The organism is Micromonospora sp. M42 (assembly GCF_000568915.1).
Classification (GTDB): Bacteria; Actinomycetota; Actinomycetes; order Mycobacteriales; family Micromonosporaceae; genus Micromonospora; species Micromonospora chalcea.
Genome location: NZ_KK037233.1, coordinates 4069793 through 4092670, shown reverse-complemented (window position 1 = coordinate 4092670; position 22878 = coordinate 4069793). Strand labels below are relative to the sequence as shown.

Annotated in this window: 25 protein-coding genes and 1 tRNA gene; 10 read left to right on the top strand and 16 right to left on the bottom strand. The window is 68.3% G+C overall.

Translation table 11 applies throughout. The features are described from left to right. Positions 1–83: 83 nt before the first annotated feature. Both MCBG_RS18750 and MCBG_RS18745 read left to right on the top strand, forming a co-directional pair. Positions 84–512, top strand: coding sequence for a winged helix-turn-helix transcriptional regulator (locus MCBG_RS18750; RefSeq protein WP_043327477.1), 429 nt, complete (start codon positions 84–86; stop codon positions 510–512). Positions 513–790: 278 nt separating this feature from the next. Further along, the gene (locus MCBG_RS18745; RefSeq protein WP_043327475.1) at positions 791–2275 is read left to right on the top strand and encodes an endo-1,4-beta-xylanase; all 1485 of its coding nucleotides are present in this window, start codon (positions 791–793) and stop codon (positions 2273–2275) included. Positions 2276–2358: 83 nt separating this feature from the next. On the opposite strand, the gene MCBG_RS18740 is transcribed toward MCBG_RS18745, so the two are convergent. The 4 genes from MCBG_RS18740 to MCBG_RS35255 all read right to left on the bottom strand — a co-directional run bounded on the left by MCBG_RS18740 (position 2359) and on the right by MCBG_RS35255 (position 4586). After that, entirely contained in the window at positions 2359–2877 is a 519-nt protein-coding gene (locus MCBG_RS18740; RefSeq protein WP_043327473.1) for a cupin domain-containing protein, read from the bottom strand. A gap of 93 nt (positions 2878–2970) precedes the next feature. Continuing rightward, entirely contained in the window at positions 2971–3708 is a 738-nt protein-coding gene (locus tag MCBG_RS18735; RefSeq protein ID WP_051611289.1) for a class I SAM-dependent methyltransferase, read from the bottom strand. A 255-nt stretch (positions 3709–3963) separates the two neighbouring features. Then, positions 3964–4191 carry a hypothetical protein gene (locus tag MCBG_RS34230; RefSeq protein ID WP_043327471.1) on the bottom strand — a complete coding sequence of 76 codons (228 nt, stop codon included), beginning with the start codon at positions 4189–4191 and terminating at the stop codon, positions 3964–3966. Further along, positions 4188–4586: a hypothetical protein gene (locus MCBG_RS35255; RefSeq protein WP_084789673.1), complete on the bottom strand. Its 399-nt coding sequence runs from the start codon at positions 4584–4586 to the stop codon at positions 4188–4190. Before MCBG_RS35255 ends, MCBG_RS34230 begins: the two co-directional genes overlap by 4 nt. Before the next feature lie 442 nt (positions 4587–5028). Here MCBG_RS35255 and MCBG_RS18720 point away from each other — a divergent pair, with 442 nt between their 5' ends. Next, positions 5029–6339, top strand: coding sequence for a helix-turn-helix domain-containing protein (locus MCBG_RS18720; protein ID WP_043327467.1), 1311 nt, complete (start codon positions 5029–5031; stop codon positions 6337–6339). Here MCBG_RS18720 and MCBG_RS18715 read toward each other — a convergent pair whose 3' ends face one another. From MCBG_RS18715 to MCBG_RS32585, 4 genes are all read right to left on the bottom strand, one after another. Further along, a complete protein-coding gene (locus MCBG_RS18715) occupies positions 6340–6906 on the bottom strand; it encodes an NUDIX hydrolase (RefSeq protein ID WP_043327465.1) in 567 nt (188 codons plus the stop codon). Between the two features lie 184 nt (positions 6907–7090). Next, positions 7091–7327, bottom strand: coding sequence for a type II toxin-antitoxin system Phd/YefM family antitoxin (locus MCBG_RS18710; RefSeq protein ID WP_043330739.1), 237 nt, complete (start codon positions 7325–7327; stop codon positions 7091–7093). A gap of 292 nt (positions 7328–7619) precedes the next feature. Next, on the bottom strand, positions 7620–8015 hold the full coding sequence (locus MCBG_RS18705; protein WP_043327463.1) for a hypothetical protein: 396 nt from the start codon (positions 8013–8015) through the stop codon (positions 7620–7622). Positions 8016–8256: 241 nt separating this feature from the next. Then, a complete protein-coding gene (locus tag MCBG_RS32585) occupies positions 8257–8931 on the bottom strand; it encodes a hypothetical protein (RefSeq protein WP_140946134.1) in 675 nt (224 codons plus the stop codon). 2577 nt (positions 8932–11508) lie between these two features. Here MCBG_RS32585 and MCBG_RS32580 point away from each other — a divergent pair. Together MCBG_RS32580 and MCBG_RS18700 are read left to right on the top strand one after the other, a co-directional pair. Continuing rightward, on the top strand, positions 11509–11847 hold the full coding sequence (locus tag MCBG_RS32580; RefSeq protein WP_140946135.1) for a hypothetical protein: 339 nt from the start codon (positions 11509–11511) through the stop codon (positions 11845–11847). A gap of 51 nt (positions 11848–11898) precedes the next feature. Further along, positions 11899–12369 carry an HD domain-containing protein gene (locus tag MCBG_RS18700; RefSeq protein ID WP_223201264.1) on the top strand — a complete coding sequence of 157 codons (471 nt, stop codon included), beginning with the start codon at positions 11899–11901 and terminating at the stop codon, positions 12367–12369. Between the two features lie 70 nt (positions 12370–12439). Here MCBG_RS18700 and MCBG_RS18695 read toward each other — a convergent pair whose 3' ends face one another. Both MCBG_RS18695 and MCBG_RS18690 read right to left on the bottom strand, forming a co-directional pair. Continuing rightward, positions 12440–12910: an NUDIX hydrolase gene (locus MCBG_RS18695; protein WP_043327461.1), complete on the bottom strand. Its 471-nt coding sequence runs from the start codon at positions 12908–12910 to the stop codon at positions 12440–12442. A 25-nt stretch (positions 12911–12935) separates the two neighbouring features. Next, entirely contained in the window at positions 12936–13475 is a 540-nt protein-coding gene (locus MCBG_RS18690) for a hypothetical protein (protein ID WP_051611286.1), read from the bottom strand. An 89-nt stretch (positions 13476–13564) separates the two neighbouring features. Between MCBG_RS18690 and MCBG_RS18685 the strand changes: the two genes are divergently transcribed. Both MCBG_RS18685 and MCBG_RS18680 read left to right on the top strand, forming a co-directional pair. After that, positions 13565–13936, top strand: coding sequence for a hypothetical protein (locus MCBG_RS18685; RefSeq protein WP_043327458.1), 372 nt, complete (start codon positions 13565–13567; stop codon positions 13934–13936). A gap of 140 nt (positions 13937–14076) precedes the next feature. After that, on the top strand, positions 14077–14805 hold the full coding sequence (locus tag MCBG_RS18680; protein WP_084789573.1) for a tyrosine-type recombinase/integrase: 729 nt from the start codon (positions 14077–14079) through the stop codon (positions 14803–14805). A 65-nt stretch (positions 14806–14870) separates the two neighbouring features. On the opposite strand, the gene MCBG_RS18675 is transcribed toward MCBG_RS18680, so the two are convergent. Next, positions 14871–14942: transfer RNA gene (locus MCBG_RS18675), tRNA-Lys, on the bottom strand. Between the two features lie 131 nt (positions 14943–15073). Here MCBG_RS18675 and MCBG_RS18670 point away from each other — a divergent pair. Further along, complete coding sequence (locus MCBG_RS18670; RefSeq protein ID WP_043327456.1) at positions 15074–15373, top strand: hypothetical protein; 300 nt, start codon at positions 15074–15076, stop codon at positions 15371–15373. 37 nt (positions 15374–15410) lie between these two features. After that, positions 15411–16493 carry an NAD-dependent epimerase/dehydratase family protein gene (locus tag MCBG_RS18665; RefSeq protein ID WP_043327455.1) on the top strand — a complete coding sequence of 361 codons (1083 nt, stop codon included), beginning with the start codon at positions 15411–15413 and terminating at the stop codon, positions 16491–16493. Between the two features lie 321 nt (positions 16494–16814). On the opposite strand, the gene MCBG_RS18660 is transcribed toward MCBG_RS18665, so the two are convergent. From MCBG_RS18660 to MCBG_RS18640, 5 genes are all read right to left on the bottom strand, one after another. Next, the gene (locus tag MCBG_RS18660) at positions 16815–17966 is read right to left on the bottom strand and encodes a hypothetical protein (protein ID WP_043330735.1); all 1152 of its coding nucleotides are present in this window, start codon (positions 17964–17966) and stop codon (positions 16815–16817) included. 215 nt (positions 17967–18181) lie between these two features. Next, a complete protein-coding gene (locus tag MCBG_RS18655; protein ID WP_030500687.1) occupies positions 18182–18931 on the bottom strand; it encodes a ZIP family metal transporter in 750 nt (249 codons plus the stop codon). Positions 18932–18970: 39 nt separating this feature from the next. Beyond that, positions 18971–20170, bottom strand: coding sequence for a GNAT family N-acetyltransferase (gene eis, locus MCBG_RS18650; protein ID WP_043327453.1), 1200 nt, complete (start codon positions 20168–20170; stop codon positions 18971–18973). 52 nt (positions 20171–20222) lie between these two features. Next, positions 20223–20942 (bottom strand): PP2C family protein-serine/threonine phosphatase, encoded by a 720-nt coding sequence (locus MCBG_RS18645; RefSeq protein ID WP_013283512.1) that lies wholly within the window; start codon positions 20940–20942, stop codon positions 20223–20225. A gap of 93 nt (positions 20943–21035) precedes the next feature. Next, positions 21036–21599, bottom strand: coding sequence for an XRE family transcriptional regulator (locus MCBG_RS18640; protein WP_043327451.1), 564 nt, complete (start codon positions 21597–21599; stop codon positions 21036–21038). Between the two features lie 57 nt (positions 21600–21656). Here MCBG_RS18640 and MCBG_RS18635 point away from each other — a divergent pair, with 57 nt between their 5' ends. Then, positions 21657–22871, top strand: a complete 1215-nt coding sequence (locus MCBG_RS18635; RefSeq protein ID WP_043327449.1) for a benzoate/H(+) symporter BenE family transporter — start codon at positions 21657–21659, stop codon at positions 22869–22871. Positions 22872–22878 lie beyond the last annotated feature (7 nt).

Genomic DNA, 22878 nt, shown 5'->3' with positions numbered 1-22878 from the left:
GCTCCACGATGGAGGGGTAACTTTCCATCGGGAAGTACGCACTTCGGAGTGCGTTGGGTACCCCCGGGTAGGAGGCGCGGACGATGCCGACGCAGACGGCGGCGGAGAAGCGGGCGCAGGCGCGGGAGGAGTACGACGCGTTCCTCGCCGGCTGCCCGAGCCGGCAACTCCTGGACCGGATCTCCGACAAGTGGGTGGCGCTGATCCTGGCCGCGCTCGGCCGCGACGGGCCCGACCGCAACGCGGAACCGCGGGTCATGCGCTACTCCGAGCTGTCGCGGCGGCTGGCCGGGGTCAGCCAGAAGATGCTCACCCAGACGTTGCGCTCACTGGAACGCGACGGCCTTGTCACCCGGACCGTGACGCCGAGCGTGCCGGTGACTGTCACCTACGAGCTGACCGACCTCGGTCAGTCGCTGCACCAGCTGATGTACGGCATGAAGCTGTGGGCCGAGGCGCACATGGACGAGGTGCACGCCAACCGCGAGCGGTACGACGCCGCCGGTCACTGACCGGATCTCCGAAACTTTCGGTCGTGCTCGCGCTTCTCGGCGCCCTTCGCTCGCACGGTCATCCATGGACTCCCGCGCTGATCAGCCGTTTGAGTCCATGTTCGCGTCGACATCGACATTGACCGATCGTGCCGTCGCGGATATCTTCCCAGGGAAGTTACCGGTACATCTTCGAAAAGTTTCAGGGCAGTGACGCGGGGGTGGGCGCACCGCCGGCTCCCGCCCGCGTCAAGCCGGGCATCGCCAGCGCATCATCGTCCGATATGCAGAGGAGTGTCATGAAACATCTACCGAGGCGCAGCCACCGCGTGGTGCTGGCCGCCGTCAGCAGCGCGCTGGCTCTCGCCGGCGCCGCGCTCGTGGTGCCCACCATTGCCCAGGCGGCGGCGAGCACGCTCGGTGCCGCCGCGGCACAGTCGGGCCGCTACTTCGGCACCGCCATCGCGGCGAACCGACTGGGCGACTCGACGTACAGCACGATCGCGGCGCGTGAGTTCAACATGATCACCGCCGAGAACGAGATGAAGCCGGAAGCGCTCCAGCCCAACCGGGGCCAGTTCAACTTCTCCTCCGGCGACCAGATCTACAACTGGGCCACCCAGCGCGGTCTCCAGGTCCGCGGCCACACCCTCGCGTGGCACGCGCAGCAGCCGGGCTGGATGCAGAGCCTGAACGGCAGCAACCTGCGTCAGGCGATGATCGACCACATCAACGGCGTGATGGCCCACTACAAGGGCAAGCTGGCCGCGTGGGACGTGGTGAACGAGGCGTTCAACGAGGACGGCAGCCGTCGGCAGTCGAACCTGCAGGGCACCGGTAACGACTGGATCGAGGTGGCGTTCCGCACCGCGCGGGCGGCCGACCCGTCGACGAAGCTGTGCTACAACGACTACAACATCGAGAACTGGTCGTACGGCAAGACGCAGGGTGTCTACAACATGATCCGGGACTTCAAGTCCCGTGGTGTGCCGATCGACTGCGTGGGTCTGCAGACCCACTTCACCGGTGGCAGCTCGTTGCCGGGCAACTTCCAGACCACGCTGCAGAACTTCGCCGCGCTGGGTGTGGACGTGGCGCTGACCGAGGTCGACGTCACGAACTCCTCGACCAGCCAGTACGCGGGTCTGACGCAGGCGTGCATCAACGTGCCGCGCTGCATCGGCATCACGGTGTGGGGCGTGCGTGACAGCGACTCGTGGCGTTCCAACGAGAGCCCGCTGCTGTTCGACGGCGGAGGCAACAAGAAGGCCGCGTACAACTCGGTCCTCAACGTCCTCAACTCCGCGTCGCCCAACCCCACGCCGACCGCGACCGTGTCGCCGACTGTGTCGCCGACCGTGTCGCCGACCGGCGGGCCGACCACGCCGCCGCCGACCACCGGCGCGAGCCGGATCGTCGGCAACCAGTCCGGCCGGTGCATCGACGTGCCGAACTCCTCGCAGAGCAACGGCACCCGGGTGCAGCTCTACGACTGCCACGGCCAGACCAACCAGCGGTGGACCTACACCTCCAGCCGGCAACTGACCGTGTACGGCTCGGTGTGCCTGGACGCCGCCGGCTCCGGCAACGGCTCGGCGGTCCAGATCTACAGCTGCAACGGCCAGACGAACCAGCAGTGGAACGTCAACTCCAACGGCACCATCACCGGAGTCCAGTCCGGCCGCTGCCTCGACGTCTGGGGCACCGGCAACGGCCAGCAGGTGCAGATCTACGACTGCAACGGCCAGGCCAACCAGCGGTTCCAGCTCGTCGCGACGAGCTGACCTTCGCGTACGGAAAACGGCTCACCGTCGTGGTCTCGGCCACGGCGGTGAGCCGCTTTCGTGGTGCTCGCGTGCTGCCGGTGTCAGCCGATCAGCAACTCCGTGCGGTAGTCGGCGGCCAGCGCGGCGGCCCGGTTCCGGCGCTCGGCCTGCTCCTCCTCGGTCAGAGCCGGCGGCGGCGAAGTGGGACCGTCCACCCGGTCGCCGACGCGCAGGAAATACTCGTCCTGCCCGGCCGGCGTGCACATGCACAGCAGCCGCGCCGGCTGGTCGAAGGAGTTGCGGAAGAAATGCGGCGCGTTCGCCGGAATGTTCACCGTCTCCCCGGCCCGCGCGACGGTCTGCTCGCCCCGGAACGTGAACTCCACCGCCCCGTCGAGCACCGTGAACATCTCCTCGAAGTCGTGCCGGTGCGGAGGCGGCCCACCACCCGGCGGAACCCGCATGTCGATCAGGCAGTACCGGCCGGCCGTCTGCTCACCGGTGACCAGGATCGTGTAGGTGCCGCCCGCGATGGCGAGGTGCGCGAGGCCGGGGTCGTCGGGCCGGGCATGGACGAGGGTACGGGTCGGATCGTCGGACGGGATCGCACCGCTGGCCATCGGCTCTCTCCTCGATCGTCGGTCTGCGGATCGATTCCCCTCATAGCCATCCGGCAAGCTGCTAAACCTGGGGCGCTTCCCGTGCTGGGACCGTCATGCCGGGCGGCGGGCGACAACCGCCAGGGCCATGCCGAAGAACTTCAACGGCGAGCGTTCGATCGCGTCGGTCACCGGCCGGATGCGACGCCCGAAGCGGGACCTGTCGAACGGCGGCATGATGTAGTCCACCGCTACCGGCTCCAACCCGGCCCGCCGCAGCTGCGCGGACAAGCCACGGGCGGTGAAGGAGCGGGCGTCGGCGAGCCGACGGTGCAGCGGCACGATCCACGGCAGGAACGGGCCCCGCGCCGGCCGGTACCGCCGGCCCCGGATCAGGAAGCCGTGCGTCTCGAACGGGAACCACCGGTTGGGTGTCGTCAGCGCGAACCGGCCGCCGGGCACGAGCACGCGGTGGACCTGCCGCAGGGCGGCATCCAGGTCGTCGATGTGCTCCACCACCTCGATTGCGGTGACCAGGTCGAAGCTGCCGTCCGGGTAGTCCAGCTCGGTGGCGGACAACTCCCGTACGTTGATCTTCCGGGCCGCCGCCGGATCGCCGGCCAGCCGCTCCCGGAACAGCTCCAGCCGATCCTGCTGGATGTCGACGGCCTCGATCTGCGCGAACGCGTCGACCAGCCGCATCGTGTATGTGCCGTCCCCGCAGCCGATCTCCAGTAATCGCCGGCCGGTCAGCGATGTGTGCCGGCCCAATGTGCCGAGCCTCTTCGCCACCCCACGCTCGCCGAATGCGCTGCCGTGCCCCAGCCCCAGATTGCGATTCGCATTCACCATGGTCGCTGACCATAGACCTAACGAGCGTTAGCGTGGGGGCGTCGATCGACAGGCAGTGCCGGCTCTGGCCGACCCCTCTGGCGTCCCGATCTCCGACACCGGAGGGGCCGGCGCGTACGCGGTCGTAGTGCCGGGAACACCGGCACCGCCCGACCAGGTGCCGTCGGGATACTGAGCGGTGACGACATAGGGCGCGTTGCCGACGGGGAACTCGAAGTCCGTCACGGGCGAGAACTCACCCTCCGTCGGCCGGACCTAGTCGGCCTGCCTGGTCCAGCCGAGAAAGCGGCGGTGCAACACCCCGGCTGGCGTCCACGGCATGTCCTCAGTGGCTTGGACCAGGTAGGCGCCGAGGTAGAGGGCCAGTGACACGGGAGCGCGGTCATACTCCGCGCGCAGCTCGCGTTTCCGTGTCGGGCAGGGCCAGGGCAGATCGCAACCTCCGCAGCTCCAGACCGGCATGACCGGGCCGTGGGTGGTCACCGCACACCCTCGAGGAAACGGGCGGTGATCGTCCGTGCCTGCCGGCTGGTCGCCCATTCCACCTGCCAGCAGGGGTACGGCGACAGCCGCGACCACCAGGCGCGGCAGCCGGTGCACATGCCGTCGAACCCACGGACATGCACAGCCAGGATCGCCTGCTCCAGGTCGTCCTTCACGACGCGTCCTCTCCCGGCCAGTGGCCACGATTGATAGGGATTCGGTGCCGGGCGCGGCAGGGCAGATCTGCTCCGCAGCGGCAGATCCGTCGCCACTTCCGCCAGCACCAGACAGGGCGGTGCCTCCGGGCGAGAGTGAGTGCCGTCGCGACCAGGTAGTCCTCGTACGAGACGTGTCGTCTGCTCGGAGTCGTCCGGGCCGCCCTTCGGCTCATCGATGCTCTGCCGCGTCCTGCGCCGGCTCACGGTTGCCTTCCGGTCGCCCTAGCTGCGCTGCCAGGTCGAGTAAGCGCTGTCGCGCTGCCGCGCGCTCGGCGTCCTGGTACCGCTGCCCTGTTCCGGGCGGTGATGCCGGATCGGGTTGCCGGAACAGCCATCGCACCAACGGACACAGGCGACCCCGGATAGTCACGAGCCCATCCTGTCGTGCAGGGTCGGGAAGGCGAGCCTGACCGGCGGCTCAGAGCCGTAGACGAACATCCCGCCCGGCGAGTCGTCAACGTCGAAGTCCATGCCGGAGACGGTCCCGCCGAGTGGGGTGCGGTGACCATGTCGACCGGTCATGTCACGGTGACATGAGCGGACTCGACCTGCCCGTACACCGACCGTAGGCTCCTGATCGACCACCATGGGTAGTCGTCTGACGACGCTGGGAGCCGTAGTGCTGCTGGAAAACCTCCGGATACCCGACGACCTCTGGTCGCGCGAGGAAATGCACAAGGCTCTGGCGGCCCGCGACATCGGTGCGGTGTTCCGGCTGCTCGCTCGGCACACCGGCGCGAGCCAAACTCGCATCGGCGCGGCTGTCGGCCTGGAGCAGGGCTACATCAGCCGGATCATCGCCGGCCGACGGGTGACCTCGATCGACGTGCTGGAGCGGATCGCCGACGGCTGCGGCATGCCCGACGAAGCTCGGATGACGCTGGGGCTCGCGCCCTACCAGCGGTCATATCGCCCGGCCATGGCGGATCACTCCCGCGGTCGGCACAGTGACGTGCCGGCCAACCGGTCCTGGCGCGAGGACGTCCGGGCCGCCGCGCAGCTATGGGAAGGCGATGTGAACCGTCGAGAACTGCTTCGCCAGACAGTGTTCAGCTCCACCGCGTACACCTTGCCCGCCCTACGCTGGTTCACCGCCACCACGGCGCAGCCCGTCGAGCAGGAGGGCCGACGAACGGTCGGTCAACCCGACATCGACACGATCCGGCAGATGACCGCCACTTATCGGCGACTCGACAACCAGTACGGCGGCGGGCATGCCCGCGACAACGTCACCCGCTTCCTGCACCACGAGGTGGCGCCCCTGGTGACCGAGTGCCGGTACGACCCGGCGACCGGCCGCAGACTGCTCGCCGCTGCTGCCGAACTGACGCAGCTCGCCGGGTGGCAGGCGTACGACATGGCCGAACACGGCCTCGCCCAGCGATACCTCACGCATGCCCTGGACCTCGCCCGAACGGCCGCCGACGCCGGCCTCACGGCGCTGACTGCCGAAGCGCTGGTCATGGAAGCGCATGCCCACGCTGTCGCCCTCCACGAACGCGACTGCGCGACCGCGCTTCACCAAGCGGAGCGAACCCTCGACCGAGCGGACCGCAGCAGCGATCCTCAGTGGCTCGGCTACTTCGACGAGGCGTACCTGTCGGCCAAGTTCGGCCACTGCTTCCACGCGCTCGGTCAACACCGCCGAGCCGAGCGCTTCGCCGCTCGCTCACTCAAGATGGACGAGCGCTACGTACGCGGCAAAGCCTTCAACCTCGCCCTGCTGGCCAGCGTCCACGCTCGCCACGGCGAGCCGGAACGTGCCAGTGCCGTCGGCGCGGAGGCGCTCACCCTGACCACCCAACTGCGGTCGGCTCGTGCCGTCCGCTACCTACGCGATCTGCAGACCGGTCTGGCGCCCCACCGCCGCAAGCCGGCAGTACGGCAGTTCATCACCCGGGTCGACGCGGTGCTCGGCCAGCGGCGCTGACTACAGCTCACCCCGAGCCTTGCGCGCCATCAGCTCCAACACGGCGATCACCGTGCCGGCACCCACGATCTCTCCCTCGGAGATGAGTTGCCGCGTCTCCTCCAGCGGAACCCAGGCCACCCGCTCCGTCTCGTTGACGTCCACCGGAGCACCGGTGTACTCCGCGGTCCGGGTAAGGAACAGCAAGTTCTCCGCGTCTGCGGTTGCTACCCAAGGCTGAAACGACACCAAGGGCTCCATGGCGCCCGGGCGCCAGCCGGTTTCCTCCTCGACCTCGCGGATCGCGCAGGTCGCCGCGTCCTCGCCCTCATCGACGTAGCCGCCAGGTAGCTCCCACACCCATCTGTCGAATACGAACCGGTGCCGCCGCATCAGCAACAGGCGCTCCTGGCCGTCGAGCACGGCAACCATGGCCGACCGGGGCGCCCGGATCACGTACTGCTCGAAGCGGACCCCGTCCGGCAACTCCACGTCGGCGATGCTCAACCGGGAGCGCCGGCTGCCGTCCACTACCCGCTCGCCGTGAATCGTCCAGCGCGTCGACCTGCTAGCCAGTTCCTCCGTCACACGGCCAGTATCCGACCAGCGGTGCCGGGTCGCGGCCCGCGGCGCCCGCGACTCGGCTCGACCCCGGAGGACCCGGGAGGCGGTATGTGGTGGGCCGGCAGAGCTTCGAACCCTGCATCACGTCCGCGATGAGGCCGTTGATGAGCTCGACCAGCTTTTGGCCCGTGTGGCTGAGGTACTGGTTCTAGTCAGCCGCGTCGCCCTTCTCGAGCTCCTCCATCGAACGGCGCAGCGCGGCGGCGTTGGCCGGGCTGCGAAAGAGGTACTCGGTTTCCTTCATCGCCTCGTACTCGGCAAGCGGGACGATGACCACCGGTTCGTGGCCCGAGCGGGTCACCACCACTTCCTCGGCGTCGTTGATGACGCTGTCGAGTTCAGCGGCCAGGTTCTGCCGTAGCTGGGTGAAGTTGACGGTCCGCATGACCACCTCCAGAGCAAGTGGTCCGCGTCTCGTCCTGGTCGAACCATGCTGAGCCAAGATCGCGCCCACACAATGGGGCGCTGAGCTGCAAGAGAGTGGGCCTCCAGGGACTCGAACCCTGAATCCGGCGGGCCTCATGACTATCCGCCGTGACCGGACAGATCGGGCTGCTGAGCAGGGCGTCCGTTCACGGTGCCTGGCAACGTTTGACAGCCCTTGTCGCCCTCTGTTGTGCCGGAGTTGTGCCCGTTGATCTTGTCGCAAGGGGGAGGGAGCGTGCCCGATCGCAGGGCTACTTGAAGACGCCGATGATCCCCGTGACCGTGCCGACGATGCCGCTGACTGTTGCAAGCTTCGCTGACGCGCCGGTCCAGATGCCCTTGGTCTTCTCCCGCCAGCCGAGAGACCACCAGTCACGCCCGAACTTCTGCCACTTGTGCTGTCTGAGGTGGCATCCCAGGATCAGCCCCGTCGAGTTGTTGCGGCAGAACTCGACCACGCCGCCGCGCTTGCGGTTGATCGCGCCGCAGTACACCGGTGCTTGGAAGAGGACGAAGACGATCAGTAGGCCGACGAGAACGGCGTAGACGCCCGGCCCGATCGCGTTGTTGCCCAGGGATAGGAAGAGCAGCGCCAGAACCGCGTAGCCCCAGTACTGCCACAACTTCGATCTTCCCCGCGACGCCATGAGTGCGTACGGTACGGACGCGAGTGCACGACGTGAAGGATTCTGGGCTGTCGGTCTTCTGACGAGGCCGCTTCCAGCGGTATTGATCTACGGCAGGGGTGCATTGAACCAAACCGGATGATGGCGATCCTGACCTGCCGCTACGCTTGGCGTAGTTGGTCAACGATAGTCAGCGCCAGCCTCCCTTGGACGGCTTGGCAACGGCATGATCTTGGATGCCGGCCGGAGGCGCTTGGCCGACCTACATGCCCGTGGCCCTCAGCTTCGCTGACGCTTGCTTGGCGAGAGTCTGCTGCCTCAGGGCCCGATCGACAACGATGTCGCCCACATAACGATCGTGATGGCGGGGATCGGGTAGCGGCTTACCGATCATCTGATTTCGGAAGCAACGCATGACAAAATCAGCAATGTCACTTGCACTCGCCGCCGCCCGGGCGACTTCGCATAATTCAGGATGCGGTGGCCCCAGGACGATATGAGCAAACATTTTGCTGCCGCGCACTGCCGAATTCAAGGTTTCCGCGACCCAGGCCAGCTCGTGCGAGATAGTCGGATGCAAGAATGCGTGATGCAGCGGGTACAACTTCTCATATTCAATCACTAGTTCCGCAGCGATCTCCGGCGGATCGACCTCTTCTGGACAGCGCCCATCTTCTGTCGGATAGTGCATGTGCGCTGTTTCGAGACTGGCAAGTGCCTCTAGCTGCCTCGTCACTAGTGGATAGTAAGCTCTTATCGCTTCATGCTCTGACTGCTCCTTGCGCAGTAGTCGCTGCGCCTCAATAGCGTTGTCGGCTTGCATTTTGGCGACCCGCATTGCTGCTCTAACCTGCATCCATGCGGCTAGCCAACTAGCGACACCGCCAACGACCGCACCAATTAGGGCACTCACGGCCCCGCTCCAGAAACCATCCACGTTGTGATGGTGTCTTGCCGCCGCAACCACCGCCCACGGAGAACACCTGGCACTCCCGCTAGCCATCCACTCGGCTTTGCCCGGACGGAGGTTGTCGGGATGGCGCCACCATCCCAGAGCGCCCGAGCGCCCCGCCGGAGGCACTGTCTGTGTCTCGTTCAACGTGAAGCCCTGGAACTGCCATCGATCATGGCGGCCCGGGGCTTCTTCGTATGTCGCGCCGCCGGCGGGCTGTCACCGTCGCGCTGGCGGCCGAAGGCCAGAGGCGCGGCGGCGGGCCATCGGCCCGGCCCAGGTTCGGCCCCCGCGCGGCCTGCGAAGCGGGCCGCCTTCATCCCGTACAGAGGCTTCTCACAGGTTTGCGCGAGTTGCGCGTGTCCGGTCTCAAGACCTGCGTGACACATCGGTATTAGAAACTCCTGACGCTGCACCTCGTGACATGTGCCCACAGCAGCACGGCGTGGGGAACGAGTCCTTGCCCGACATCGCTGCCTGGCGCGTCGTCCCAAGTAGGGCACAAGGATGTGAGACCCTGTCGCGATGCTTGGCCTGTTGGATGACGCCTTACTTGACGGCGCACTCGAGGTTCACACTCGGCTACGCCCACAGCGCTGGGCCCGCCCGGTTTCTGCGGGGGACATGACAAGCCTAATCGAGGAGATTAGTCACCTGTGTCAGGTCTGGGGTGGTAGTGGACAGCCCCTCCTCCCGGTCACCCGTGGCCGAATTCCAGAAGCCTATGCGAGGCTGCTGGAGACACAGCAGGTCGACTACATATCTGGGCTAAAGGAAGTTGATGTACGCCTCCCCAGGCGCGTTGGAAAACGGGCGGTGTGGGACTACCCTGTGATTGTTCTCGCGTCTACTAAATCGGCCGAGAACTGGCGACCGGTCAAAATTGCGGAACTAGAATCTACTGACCCTTGGTATCCGATTTATGCCGCAACTCTCGGAGCTTGGCCTTCAAGCCCCAGTGAGAGACTCTCAGAGTTCGCCTCGTTGAAGCCGGATCTGCGATTCGAAGACATCTTTAATGTCACGCGCGAGCGCGTGTCAGGCTCCCTCGATGATCTTATCGCGCGCCTCAACCACGAGGAGTTTATTAGCCCGCGGCGAGTAAGTAATGCCTTCCTGGCCGCTGGCAGCGAGCCCGACACTAGCTACATCGCTACAGACTCGGTCATCCCACGGCCGAACTCGATTCGGCGTGCGGCCGGCCCTAATATTGTCGTTGCGGTTAGTCCCGGCTCAGTCGAAGACGTCGCACTGCTGTGGAACCTCCGGGCCGCACATGGAGACCACAGAGCGCTCCCAATAGGTCTGCCGATTGCTGAAATATCTGCCGCGACACTCGATCGGCTTTCCGAGCCGGGCATCGCAACTATGTTCGGCTTCAGCGGCGGGAAGTGCTACGTTACAAGCGCTTCGCTGGATACTTCCGAGTTGCAGTCCCTTACGGCAGACGCATCCAGTGCACTGTGCGCCAACTACGAGGATCTAGTTACATTCGGCTACCCACCCTCCCGACCTCGTAGCCAGGTGGCGATATGGCGTAACGGAAGAGCGAAGCTGGATGCCCTCAGTGACTCCGACCGCGAAATCCTAAACCCCACTCTCTCAGGGTTTCGCCAACCCAGCATGGTTCTTGACGTTTATGTCTCGGGGCATCCCATCCCGGCGGATCCCACCTTACGGGGAGAGCAGTTCTTTGCTCGGTTCCAGGCTGGGGCAGCCCAAGTGCCCGTAGCCCTTAACCGGGAACGCACGGTTGAGGTGGCCTGGCCGCCTACCTGGACATGCCTTGCCGCCGTAGCGCAAAGCCGAAAGCTGAAGGTAGCTCCGTCGGAAGCAGGACTAGCTGCATCGACACTCATTGAATCAATCGGCGATGTGAGTGGGATCCGCTGGCTTCTACATCGGCCGCTGATCCACCTTCTTTATGAGATCGGTGAGCGTAGTGGGATGTCGTGGTGGAGGCAGCGGTGGACCCGCACCCATCGCGAGCTAATGAAGCTTGGAGCCGATCCGCAAGCGTTCGAGTCTGCGGCCCAAGAGCTTGGAAGGGATGACCCCGCAGTAGCTCCCGCCGGGGAGGGTCGAGCCCTTCCCTTTCAGAAGTTCCGGCAAGCCCTAGGAAATGAGGCTGCCGCAAAGCGCTGGGTTGCCTGGGCAGAGCGCAGACACCTGCTAGTGCGTGGAACTAACATTACATGCCCCTACTGCTCCAGCTCCTCATGGCTGCCGATAGCCTCACTACCGCCCCCGGTCGGCTGCCCGGGATGTGGAAGGGCCATTGCCCAGCCGTATGGCGCCCGCGATTTGCTATTCACCTATCGGATCGGTGAGCCGCTGCGACGGGTCCTAGAAACGGATAGTCTTGGCCACATTTTCGCTCTACGGTGGCTGACCGAACTGTTGGACGGACACGGACTAGTTGGCGCTCACCCAGGCGTCCGCTTCATAGATCCCAAAACGAATCTCGACGTTGGGGAGGCTGATGTCCTGCTTCTCTTTTCGGATGGGAGTCTTGTACCTGTAGAAGTAAAGCGTAGAGTTGGAGGCACGTCCGGCCGAACTGTGGAATTGCTTGACACTCTCGCAGACGCGATTCAGGCCCCGTATGATGTGGTGGCGGTTACCGAACCAGCACGCGAATGCCAGTCGCTGACCAATCTAGCAAAGTCCCTGCCTGAGCGACCGCGACTGTTGTTGACGGACGATCAGCTTTACGATGATTTTGTCGTATGGTCGCTCGGAGGGAACCCCTTCGCTTGGAAGCCTCGCACCGCGGAAGAGGATTTCAAGCGGGAATCGAACTTCGTTCAACGATTGCTGGCCACCGAGCCCGACGCTCCTCGGGACTTCGCTACCGAGGCTCTGCTTGAAATTCCAGACCCAGACGATCAGGTGGACTGACGGGTACCGGAACGTGGCGCAGGCTAAGCCAGCGTGTGTACCATTCCCTGCGTGACTTCTCTTAGCGGCTGGGCGGCGGAAACTTCCGCTCGCCACCTGGCTTCTACCTCGCCGCGCCGCTGGCGACACGTCCAGGCAGTGGCAGCCAAGGCCAAGACACTAGGAAGGTTGGTCGGCGAAGACGCGGACCTGCTAGTCGCGTCCGCTTGGCTGCACGATATCGGCTATGCGCCCGATGTTGCTGACACCGGTTTTCATGCGCTCGATGGGGCGCGATGGGCGCGGCGGGAGGGCTTCAGCCCGCGGTTGGCTGCCCTGATCGCTTATCACTCTTGCACCTCCTATGAGGCGGATGAACGCGGTCTCGGTGACGTTCTGGCAGGCGAGTTCTCCTTTGAGGAGTCTGCAACATCAGACGCGCTATGGTTCGCAGATATGACGACTGGGACGGACGGCCAAGATCTGACGGTCGAGGAACGGCTCGCTGGATTCGCGAGCGGTACGGGCCTGATGACCTGGTGACACGTTTCTGGCAGAAGGCCGAGGCGCCATTGCTGGTTGCGGTACGGCGTATGCAGAAACGCTTGGCTGATCAACCAATATAGGGCTCGCCCCGCTGCTCAAATCCGTGGTCGATACGTAGCCGCATTGATGGGTGAATAGATAAATCCTCGAGTTCTTCTTGCGCCACCCAGCGCACTGCCGAGGACTCGTCGCTAGTCGTAGGCGCCCCGCCGATATACCGGCCTCGGAAGCAGATCGAGAACTCCTGCCGCGCCCCGCCGTCGCTGTACTCGACCACATGATTCGGGTTGGTGTAGATCCCGACCACGCTGATCACCTCGATCTCTACGCCGGTCTCCTCGCGCGTCTCCCGTACGGCCGTCTCGGCGATGTACTCGCCGAAGTCCTGGGCGCCACCTGGTAGCGCCCACAGGCCGTTGTCGGTCCGCTGGATGAGCAGCACCCGGCCCTGCTCGTCCTGCACGAAGACCGTCACCGCGACGACGATGCTGTTCGGCTTCGGGGCGTTCGGGTTGTTGAAGTGCTCGATCCGGGCCATGGCCTAGCCTCTTACCGCTGCCAGCTCAGTGTCCGGGCCAGACGGCCCGCTTCTTGCCGAGTACACGGTTGAAGCTGGCGACATAGCTGTCGAACAGGTCCGTGCCCCCGAGCCGGCGCAGGGTGCAGGACCGGGCGTAGGCGGCTGGCGTGCCGTAGAGGTGGGTGTTGACCAGCATCTCGTCATCGAAGCGATAGATGGAGTTGTACAGGATCGTGTCGTGGTAGTAGATCCCGACCGTGCCCAGGTCTCGAAGGTCCTTGTAGAAGGCCAGCGCGTTCAGAATCTTGGTCGACATGGCTACGCCGATGCCTTCGTCGTCTCCCCGTTCGGCGATGTGCTTGCCCTCCGGATCTCCGAATAGCAACTCCACCTGAGACCCGGCCAGCGCCTTCTCTCGCAGAGTCGGCACCCACCGGTGGTTGAACTCGGGCAGGAACAGCCCGCCGTAGACCAGGACGCCGACCTGTTGAGTGGCCTTCTCCAGGAGCTGCTGCCAGAGGTCGGTCGGCACAGCGCCGCGGCGCGGGTAAATGTGGACGACTTCGGACTGGCTGACCTGCACCGCTCGCTGCGTCGGCAAGGCGTCTGGCCAGAGATACGACTCGCTCTCCTCCAGTGTTCGGGCGTGGCTGGAAGAACAGGCGGCCTGACATGCCGATCGATGACCTGTGGTACCTCAAGAAGCGCGACCCCGACACGAAGAAGCCGATTCCGTCCAAGCGGTATGGCCGGGGCAAGCGCTGGCGGGTCCGCTACGCCGATGCCGATAGCAACGATCGGAAACGGTTGTTCGATCTCAAGCGCGAAGCGGAAACCTTCGATCTGGCGTGCCGCTCCGGTGTAGCACCAGAGGTGTTGGTCAAGCGGGCGGAAGCCGAGCTGACCTTCGGTGAATACGCGCAGCGGTGGAGAGAGGCCCGCGAATCCGGGTGGTCGACGGAGACCCGGCGGCGGATACCGCAGAACCTGCGCAAGCACCTCCTGTCCGCGTTCGGCGAGAAGAGAATCGGTCGATCACCCTGACGGACGTGCTGCCTGGCTCGGGCGGCTGCTCGACAAGCAAACGCCGAAGTCCTCGGTGAGTCTGTACTTCGGGCTGTTCAAGACCATCATGAACGCGGCCGTCGTCGACAAGGCGATTCCCGGACAACCCTTGCAACGGCGTGAAGCTCGCCCAGATCCTGCGCGGTCTGTCGCGGGCACCGAAATGGGTTCCCACCGGGGACCAGGTGCTCAAACTCGTTGAGGTGGTACCCCGGCGATTCCGGGCGGCTATCTGGCTGGGAGCAGGGGAAGGGCTTCGCCTCGGTGAGGTCCTGGGAATGGAAGCCGGTTCACGCTGTGCTGACTTCGAGCACGGCGAGCTGCACGTGATGCAGCAACTACGGCACTCGCCGGAGCACTTCGGCGGCTTCTACCTCTCGCCACCTAAGAGCGGGTCCACCGGGACCGTCGACCTGGACGCGGTGGTCGCGGAGGAACTGACCGCCCATCTCAACGAGGTCGGTCCTGTCGAGTTCGAGCTGCCCGACATCACCACCGGAGAGCGCTTGATCCGACCGGTGGCGGTCCTGTTCACCTCGGCGCGCGGCAAGCTGCTGACGGACACCTACTGGTCGGAGCTGTGGGCGGATCGGCGGCAGGCCGCCGGGTGGCCGAAGGAAGGCACCTTCCACTCCCTGCGCCACTTCTTCGCCACCACGCTCATGAGCAACGGTGTCGAGCCCCAGGAGGTACAGAAGGCGCTGAGGCACGCCAACCTGCGGATCACGTTGGAGACCTACGTGCACTGGCTGCCGAAGAAGGACCGCCCGCGCGGACTGGTCGGCAGCCTGCTGCGGCAGGCAGACGGCAAGTCATCCGCACCCCGCGTCAGCCAAGATCATGCCTGAGTTGTGCCCTGGTTGTGCCCGATGATCTTCGGCCGATGTTCTCGCAGCTCAGATGCGCTGTTGAGTGGGCCGCCAGGGACTCGAACCCTGAACCTATGGATTAAAAGTCCACAGCTCTGCCATTGAGCTAGCGGCCCGCCCGCTCAGGTTACCGGAACCCGGCCGCCCTAAGCTCGCGGCTTCCACCGCCTGTCGATCTTCAGACCCGAACCAGGCGACCTGTCAGACGCGAGGCGTGAATCTCCCCGCCCGGGGAACCGAGGCAACCATGCGAGTGACCAGCACCGCCGCCGTCGCGGCCTCCCGCGAGGTCCCGGGCGCCGACGGCGTACGCCGGCCCGGCGGCGAGGTGCACGCCTGGCTGCCGGGCCAGAACCAGACGCTGTGCGGGCTGCCGCTGAGCCGTACCCGCCTGCGCCGCTTCCCGCACGTGCCGTTCGACTACTCCGGCACTGACGTCCTCACCGAGGCCGACCCGGAGGGCTGGGTCTGTCCGCGCTGCCTGGCCGCCACGTCGGGTCGCCGCGATCGGGAGAAGGGCTGGGTGCGCACGAACCCCCGTCCGTGAGCGGTTGCTGCCCGGTTCAGCGGGTACCGCACCGGACATGCGCATCGTGATCGTGGGAGCGACCGGCAACGTGGGGACGGCCGTGCTGCGCCGGCTGCGGCGGGAGGCGGAAGCGGAACTGGTGGGCGTCGCGCGCCGGCTGCCCGGGCCGGACGCCGGTGAGCCGTACGCCGACGTGGAGTGGCATTCCTGCGACATCGGCGCGCCCGGGGCGGCCGACCAGCTCGTGCGGATCTTCGCCGGGGCGCGGGCGGTGGTGCATCTGGCCTGGCAGATCCAGCCCAGCCACGACCGCCGCACGCTCTACCGGACCAACGTCGGCGGCAGCCGCGCGGTGATCGAGGCCGCCGTCCGGGTCGGCGTTCCGGCCCTGGTGTACGCCTCATCGGTCGGCACCTACGCGCCCGGCCCGAAGAACCATCCGGTCAGCGAGAACTGGCCGGCGACCGGGGTGGAGACGTCGTCGTACAGCCGGGACAAGGCGGAGGTGGAGGCGCTGCTCGACGGTGTGCAGCGGGAGCACCCGAAGCTCCGGGTGGTACGGCTGCGCCCGGGGCTGATCTTCCAGCGGGAGGCCGGTACGGAGATCAGCCGCTACTTCCTCGGCCCGCTGGCGCCGGTGCGCCTTCTCCGGTACGGCCGCATTCCGCTGGTGCCGTCGAACAAGCGGCTGCGGATGCAGGCGGTGCACGCCGACGACGTGGCCGACGCGTACGCCCGGGCGGTTCTGGGGGATGCGGGCGGCGCCTTCAACGTGGCGGCCGACCCGGTGCTGACGCCGGAGCTGGTGGCCCGGCACTTCCACGGCTGGACGGTGCCGGTGGCGACGCCGGTGCTGCGCGCGGCGGCGGCGCTGACCTGGCGGGCGCGGCTGCAACCGGTCGACACCGGCTGGGTCGACCTGGCGCTGAACGTGCCGCTGATGTCCAGCCACCGTGCCGAGACCGAACTCGGCTGGGCCCCGGCGATCGACTCGGTGACCGCCCTGAAGGACCTGTTCACCGGCATGGCCACGAGAGCCGGCACGGATTCCCCGCCGCTGTCCCCGGACCCGACCCTCCCCGGTCGCCCCGCAGCCCTGACCCGAGGCCACCTCCCCGGCCACCCCAACCCCTACTGATCCCACCCTTCGCCGCTGCCCGCCGCTGTCCCATCCGCTCCGCCCTCGCCCCACCCCGCCACCCCGCCCTGTTGATCAAGGAGTTTGTGTCACGCGCAGAGATCAACTGGAACACAAACTCCTTGATCACCGAGTTGAAGGGCAGGTGCGAGGGTGGGGCGGGTGGGGCGGGCGCCGTAGGGCGGAGGACTGGCCGGTGATCATGAAGTTGGCGGGTCGACACGCCGATATCGGGACCGCCAACTTCATGATCGACGGGGCGAGGTGAGGCGGGGCAAGGCGGGGCAAGGCGAGGCGGGGCGGGGCGGGGCAGGGAGGGGGTCAGGAGATTTGGGCACCCAGGAAGAAGATGCCGGGGTGGCCCTTTGTCTCGAAGCCTCTGCTCGGGTTGCGGCGCAGCGTTGAACTGTCGATCTGCAGCGTGCCGGTGCGGTTGTTGCTGACGAAGAAGATTGCGCCGCCGCCCTCGTTCGCGCTGTTGTCCTCGATGACCGTGCCGGCGATCCGCACCGCGAACTCGTTGCCGTCGCAGTAGGTCGCGCCGCCGCTGCCACCACCCGGCGTGCCGCCCCGGGCCGGGTTCGCGCCGGTGCCGATCGCCCGGTTGTCGCGGAAGACGCTGTTCAGCACCGTCCAGGAGACGCCGATGCTGCTCAGCGCCCCGCCGTTGGCGCACACACCGCCGGTGAAGGTGCTGCTCACCACGTACACCGGTTTGTTCTCGAACTGGCTGAGCACGCGCAGCGCCGCGCCGCCCAGGTCGGGGCCGGTACGGTCGCAGCGGTTGCCGACGAACCGCGAGTTGACCACCTTGAACCGCCCGCCCCGGACGAAGATCGCGCCGCCCCCGCCGCCCTCGGTCCGCTCGCCGGTGGAGTCGCCGTCGGCGAACGTCAGGTTCTGCACGGTGAGCTGCGGGTGGTCCTGGTTCTGGCAGTGCGAGGTGGTGAAGCCCTGCGCCTGGTCGCAGGTGTTCATGTAGAGGATGCGGCGCTTGCCGCCGCCGCTGAGCGTGACAGTGCCGCCGCCGTCCAGCACGATGCGCGGGCCGTGCGAGTTCACCACCTTGGCGGTGGCCTTCATGGTGATGGTGACCGGCGCGGGCCCGCAGTCGAAGGTGATGACGCCGCCGGCCGCGACGGCCTTCACCACCGCCTCGGAGGTGCAGCTCGCCGGGGTGCCGCTGCCGACGGTACGGGTCGGGCGCGAGGTGTCCACCGGACGCGCCTCGGCCGGCACGCTCGCCCGGCCGGCGGGGTTGCCGGCGCGGAACGCCACTGTGGCGGGGGTGGGGCTCGGCCGGGCGCTGCCGAGTCCGGAACGCCCGCTCGGGGAGAGCGAGGGCGACGGGGCGGCTGCCGGACCGGCCGGCGAACCGGGGTCGGCGGCGGGTGCGGGGGCCGGATCGTCGCCGCAGGCGGGCAGCGTCGCCGTCGCCAGGGCGAGGACGAGCAGAGTGACAGCCGACTTCACGCGCACCGCCCGATGCTAGGAGGCCCGGCCGCCCCGGCACGACTCCACAGCCGATCCTTAACCCGCCGCTAAGCCGCAACCGCAGCCACCACCGCAACTGGCACCCCAGCCGCAGCCCCAGCCACCACCACCGCAGCCGCAGCCGCAGCTGGCACCGCAGCCGCAGCGAGCGGCCGCGTGCCCGCAGGCAGCGGCCCCGGCAAAGCGCGCGACGGTCAGGCGTGCGACAGCGCGAACGCGACCAGGAAGCCGAGCACTGTGATCAGCCCGACCAGCAGGTGCGCGTCCGCGAACGCCTCCGGCACCATCGTGTCGGTGATCATCGCGAGGATCGCACCCGCCGCGAGCGCGGTGATCGTCGCCAGCACCTCCGGCGGCGCGCCGCCGAGCAGCGTGTACCCGGCCAGCGCCGCCGCGCCGGAGATCAACGCGATGGCCGTCCACAGCCCGAACACGTAGCGCCGGGTGCGCCCGGCCTGCCGCATGCCGGCCGCGCTGGACAGCCCTTCCGGCACGTTGCTGAGGAACACCGCGATGACGGTGACCAGGCTGACCGGGCCGCCGGCCAGCAGGCTCGCGCCGATCACCACCGATTCGGGTACGCCGTCGAGCAGCGCGCCGACAGCGATCGCCGTACCCGAGCCGGGCTGTTCCCGCTCGGAGGGCTGTTCGTCGCCGGAGCGCTTGCGGTGCCGCGCGCCGTGCCGGGCCAGCAGGACGTTCGCCCCGGTGTACGCGAGCGCGCCGATCGCCGCGCCGATCACCACGGGCCGCAGGCCACCCTGCTCGTGCGCCTCGTCGATCAGCTCGAACGAGACGGCGGAGAGCAGCACGCCCGCCCCGAACGCCATCACCGAGGCGGTCGTCCGGCGCGGTACGCGCGCGAAGAACCCGACGGCCGCCCCGATCAGCAGGGCCGACCCGGCGAGCAGGCCCCAGAATCCCGCTTCCAGCCATTCCGGCACGCGCTGGACCCTACCCCCGCGCGGGTGCCGCCAACCGGGTCAGAAGTCGGCGAACAGGTGCGGCAGTTCGCGGGGGAAGAGGCGGCGTAGCTCACCGGCCGCGTCCACCGGCACGTCGCCCAGGCCGCGTACGACCACCTCGGCCGGGTCGAGCACCCCGTACGCCAGGGCGGACAGCCCGGCGGCGGTGAGCCGCGCGGCCGGCACGCCGCCCTCGGCGGTGGTCTGCGCGGGCAGCACCGCGAGCTTGCCGGTGGTGCCGTCGAGCAGGTGCCGGCCGGCGAGCCAGCGGTCGCCGACCACCTCGATCAGCACCCGGCCCACCCCGACCGGCTGGTCGGCGAGCGCGTCCAGGCTGAGCAGCCGGGCCATCGGCGCGGTCGGGTCGGGCCGGGCCACCCTCGCCTCCACCTGCACGTCGAGGTCGGTGAGCCACAGCTCGGGCAGTTCGTCCGGGGGAATCTGGACGCTGATCCGGGCCACCTGGTCGACGTGCCGGGCGAAGAACTGGAGCACCGACGCCCGGGCGTACGGGTCGTCGACGAGCAGGTCGTCGGCGTGCAGCGTGCCGGCGTGGTCGTCGATCCGGTAGGTGACAGCGCCGACCGTCTCGCCGCCGCGCACCACGCTGACCAGCCAGCGGTCGTCGCGGTCGCGCAGCCCGACCGCCCGGAAGTCCGGGAAGACCGCGAAGCCGTGCCGTTCCCGCAGGCACCGTTCGGTGTACGCGCGCCACCGCGCATAGCCGGTGCCGATCCGCTCCCAGACCAGCTCGTCCGGCAGTTCGGCGCGCAGCAGCGGCGCCAGGTCCGCGGGGGAGAAGACAGCGGTACGCCGCCGGGGCAGCCCGATGTAGCCGAAGCGCTCGTAGAACGAGGCGCGGAACGGGTGCAGCGCGCTGAGCTGCTGCCCCTCGTCCCGCATGCCGTCGAGGAGCTGGTGCATGAGCGTGCGGACGTGTCCGCGCCGGCGGGCCAGCGGGTGGGTGGCCACGCCCGCGACACCGGCCATCGGCAGCACCGCGCCGCGCAGGTTCTGCCGCATCGGGATCGCCGAGACCGCCGCCGCGGTGACGCCGTCCTCCTCGGCCACCAGTGTCGTGTTCCCGGCGTTGTACGGCAGGTAGGCGCGGAACTGGTCGGTCCGGGAGGCGCCCATCGGCGAGGCCTCGAACGCGTACGCCTGGAGCGGGAAGCTGGTGGTCAGTCGTTCATCGGCGGCCAGCCGGCGGATGTGCATCCGTTCATCCCAACCGCAGCGGGCGCGCTCCGCAACCGGAAAGGACGCCGACTCACGCCTCGGTGACGTCCGAGATGACCACAGTCACGTTGTCCGGCGCGCCGGCCTGGTGGGCCAGCTTCACCAGTTGCTCGCCGCACTGCTGGCGGTCGCCGTAGGTGGCGAGCGCCGCCGCGATGGCGGCGTCCTCCACGTAGTCGGAGAGGCCGTCGCTGCACAGCAGCAGCCGGTCGCCGGGGAACACGGTGAGCGCCCCGACGGCGGGTGGCGCGTCGGAGCCCTGCACCGCGCGGGTGACCAGCGAGCGCTGCGGGTGGTGCCGGGCCTGGTCGCGGGAGAGCGCGCCCTGGTCGACGAGCGCCTGCACGAACGTGTCGTCGCGGGTGAGCTGGGTCAGCTCGTGGTCGCGCAGCAGGTAGCAGCGGGAGTCGCCGACCTGGGCGAGCACCAGGGTGTCCCCGGCGAGCAGGGCGGCGGTCAGCGTCGTACCCATGCCGTCGCGGGCCGGGTCGACGGTGATGGCCGCGCGGATGCGCTGGTTGGCGGTGCTGACCACGGCGCGCAGCGCGTCGGCTGCCTCGTCGGCGCCGGTGGGCGGGGTCAGCTCGTCCAAAATCCGGATGACGATCTCGCTGGCCACCTCGCCGGCGGGGAGCCCGCCCATGCCGTCGGCCACCGCCACGAGGCGGTCACCGGCGAGGGCGGAGTCCTCGTTGTTGGTCCGGACGAGGCCGACGTCGTTGAGGATGGCCGAGCGGAGGATGAGCGTCATGAGGACAAGCTTGCCAAGAAGAACGGCTCCGCGTCTCTACGCGGTGGCGGGTCTGCTGAAAGAAATGTCATCCGCTTGCATCCTGGGTATGCGTCAACTGTCCGGTGTGGACGGTCGAGGATAACGCAGCAGCAGGCTCGCGTGGACCTCCTCCTCACCCACCGCCGCGTACGTGTGCGGCACGTCGGAGATCCACCGCAGGTAGCCGCCGGGACCGGCGGTGAGCGGGGCGTCGACCGGGCCGGCGCGCAGTACGCCGGAGAAGACTGTGACGTGCTCGGTCACGCCGCTGGAGTGGGCGGGGGAGAGCTGCGCCGGACCCGGGGTGACCCACATCCGGTACAGCTCGAAGGTCGCCTCCCGGTCGCCGAAGACCTCCAGCAGCGTGGCGCCGACCGCGGCCCCGCGTACCGTCGGTGCCTGCTCGGGCGCGGAGAGTACGGCGGTCAGCGGCACGCCGAGCTGCGCGGTGATCGCGTACAGGGTTTCCAGCCGGGGGTTGCGTACGCCGTTCTCCAGGCCGGAGAGCGTGGCCTTGCCGACGCCCGCGAGGCGGGCCAGCTCGGACAGGGAGATGCCCCGTTCGGTGCGGAGCGAGCGGATGCGCCGGCCGACCTCCCGGGCGCCCCGGTCATCGGGTGGTGCGGCGGCTGTCATGAGGGCTATCGTGCTACACCGTGCCGTTCCGTAAACGGAACGGCGGAGGAGGAGAGCATGGGGGGTCGGCTCCAACCCGTCCTGGCCGGCGTGGTGACCGCCCTGGTCGGCTTCGCCAGCTCGTTCACAGTCGTCCTGGCCGGGCTGCGCGCCGTCGGCGCCGACCGGGACCAGGCCGCCTCCGGCCTGCTCGCGCTCTGCGTCGCCAGTGGCGCCTGCGCGGTCTGGCTCGGCCTGCGGCACCGGCTGCCACTGTCGATCGCCTGGTCCACGCCGGGCGCGGCGCTGCTCGTCGCCACCGGGCCGGTCACCGGCGGCTGGCCCGCCGCGGTCGGCGCGTTCCTGCTCGCCGGCCTGCTGATCGTCGCCGCCGGGCTGATCCCCGCGCTCGGCCGCGCGGTCGCCGCGATCCCCGCCCCGATCGCCTCCGCCATGCTCGCCGGGGTGCTGCTGCCGCTGTGTACGGCGCCCGTACGCGCCCTCGTGGAGGTGCCCTGGCTGGCCGGGCCGGTGGTGCTGGTCTGGCTCCTGCTGCACCGGTTCGCCCGCCGCTGGGCGGTACCCGGCGCGCTCGCCGTGGCGGTGGTGGCGATCGCGCTCACCACCTCCGGCCCGGCCCGGATGGACGCCGCGCCGGTCGTCGCGCTCACCGCGCCGGCCTGGACGCTGCCCGCCGTCGTCGGGCTCGCGCTGCCGCTGTTCCTGGTCACCATGGCCGCCCAGAACGTGCCCGGCACCGCCGTGCTCGCCGGCTACGGCTATCGGGCCCCGCTGGGCTCGGCGCTGCGGGTGACCGGGCTCGCCACCGCCCTCGGCGCGCCGGCCGGCGGGCACGCGGTGAACCTGGCCGCGATCACCGCCGCGCTGGCGGCCGGGCCGGACGCCCACCCGGACCCGGAACGGCGCTGGATCGCCTCGGTCACCGCCGGGATCGGGCTGGCGCTGCTCGGGCTCGGCGCGGGCGTGGCCACCACACTGGTGTTGCTCTCCCCGCCGGTGCTGGTCGAGGCCGTCGCCGGGCTCGCCCTGCTCGGCGCGCTGGCCGGGGCGGTCGCGGCGGCGGTGGCCCAGCCGGACGCGCGGGAGGCGGCGGTGGTGACGTTCGTGGTCACCGCCTCCGGGGTGAGCCTGTTCGGGGTGGGCGGCGCGTTCTGGGGACTGGTCGCGGGCTGGCTGATGCTGCTGCTGTTCCGCCGCCGCGCGGCCGCGTCCCCGCCGGCCGGGTCGCCCGAGGCGGAACCCGCCCCGCCGGTTCCCAGCCGGGCCGGGTGACGACCGG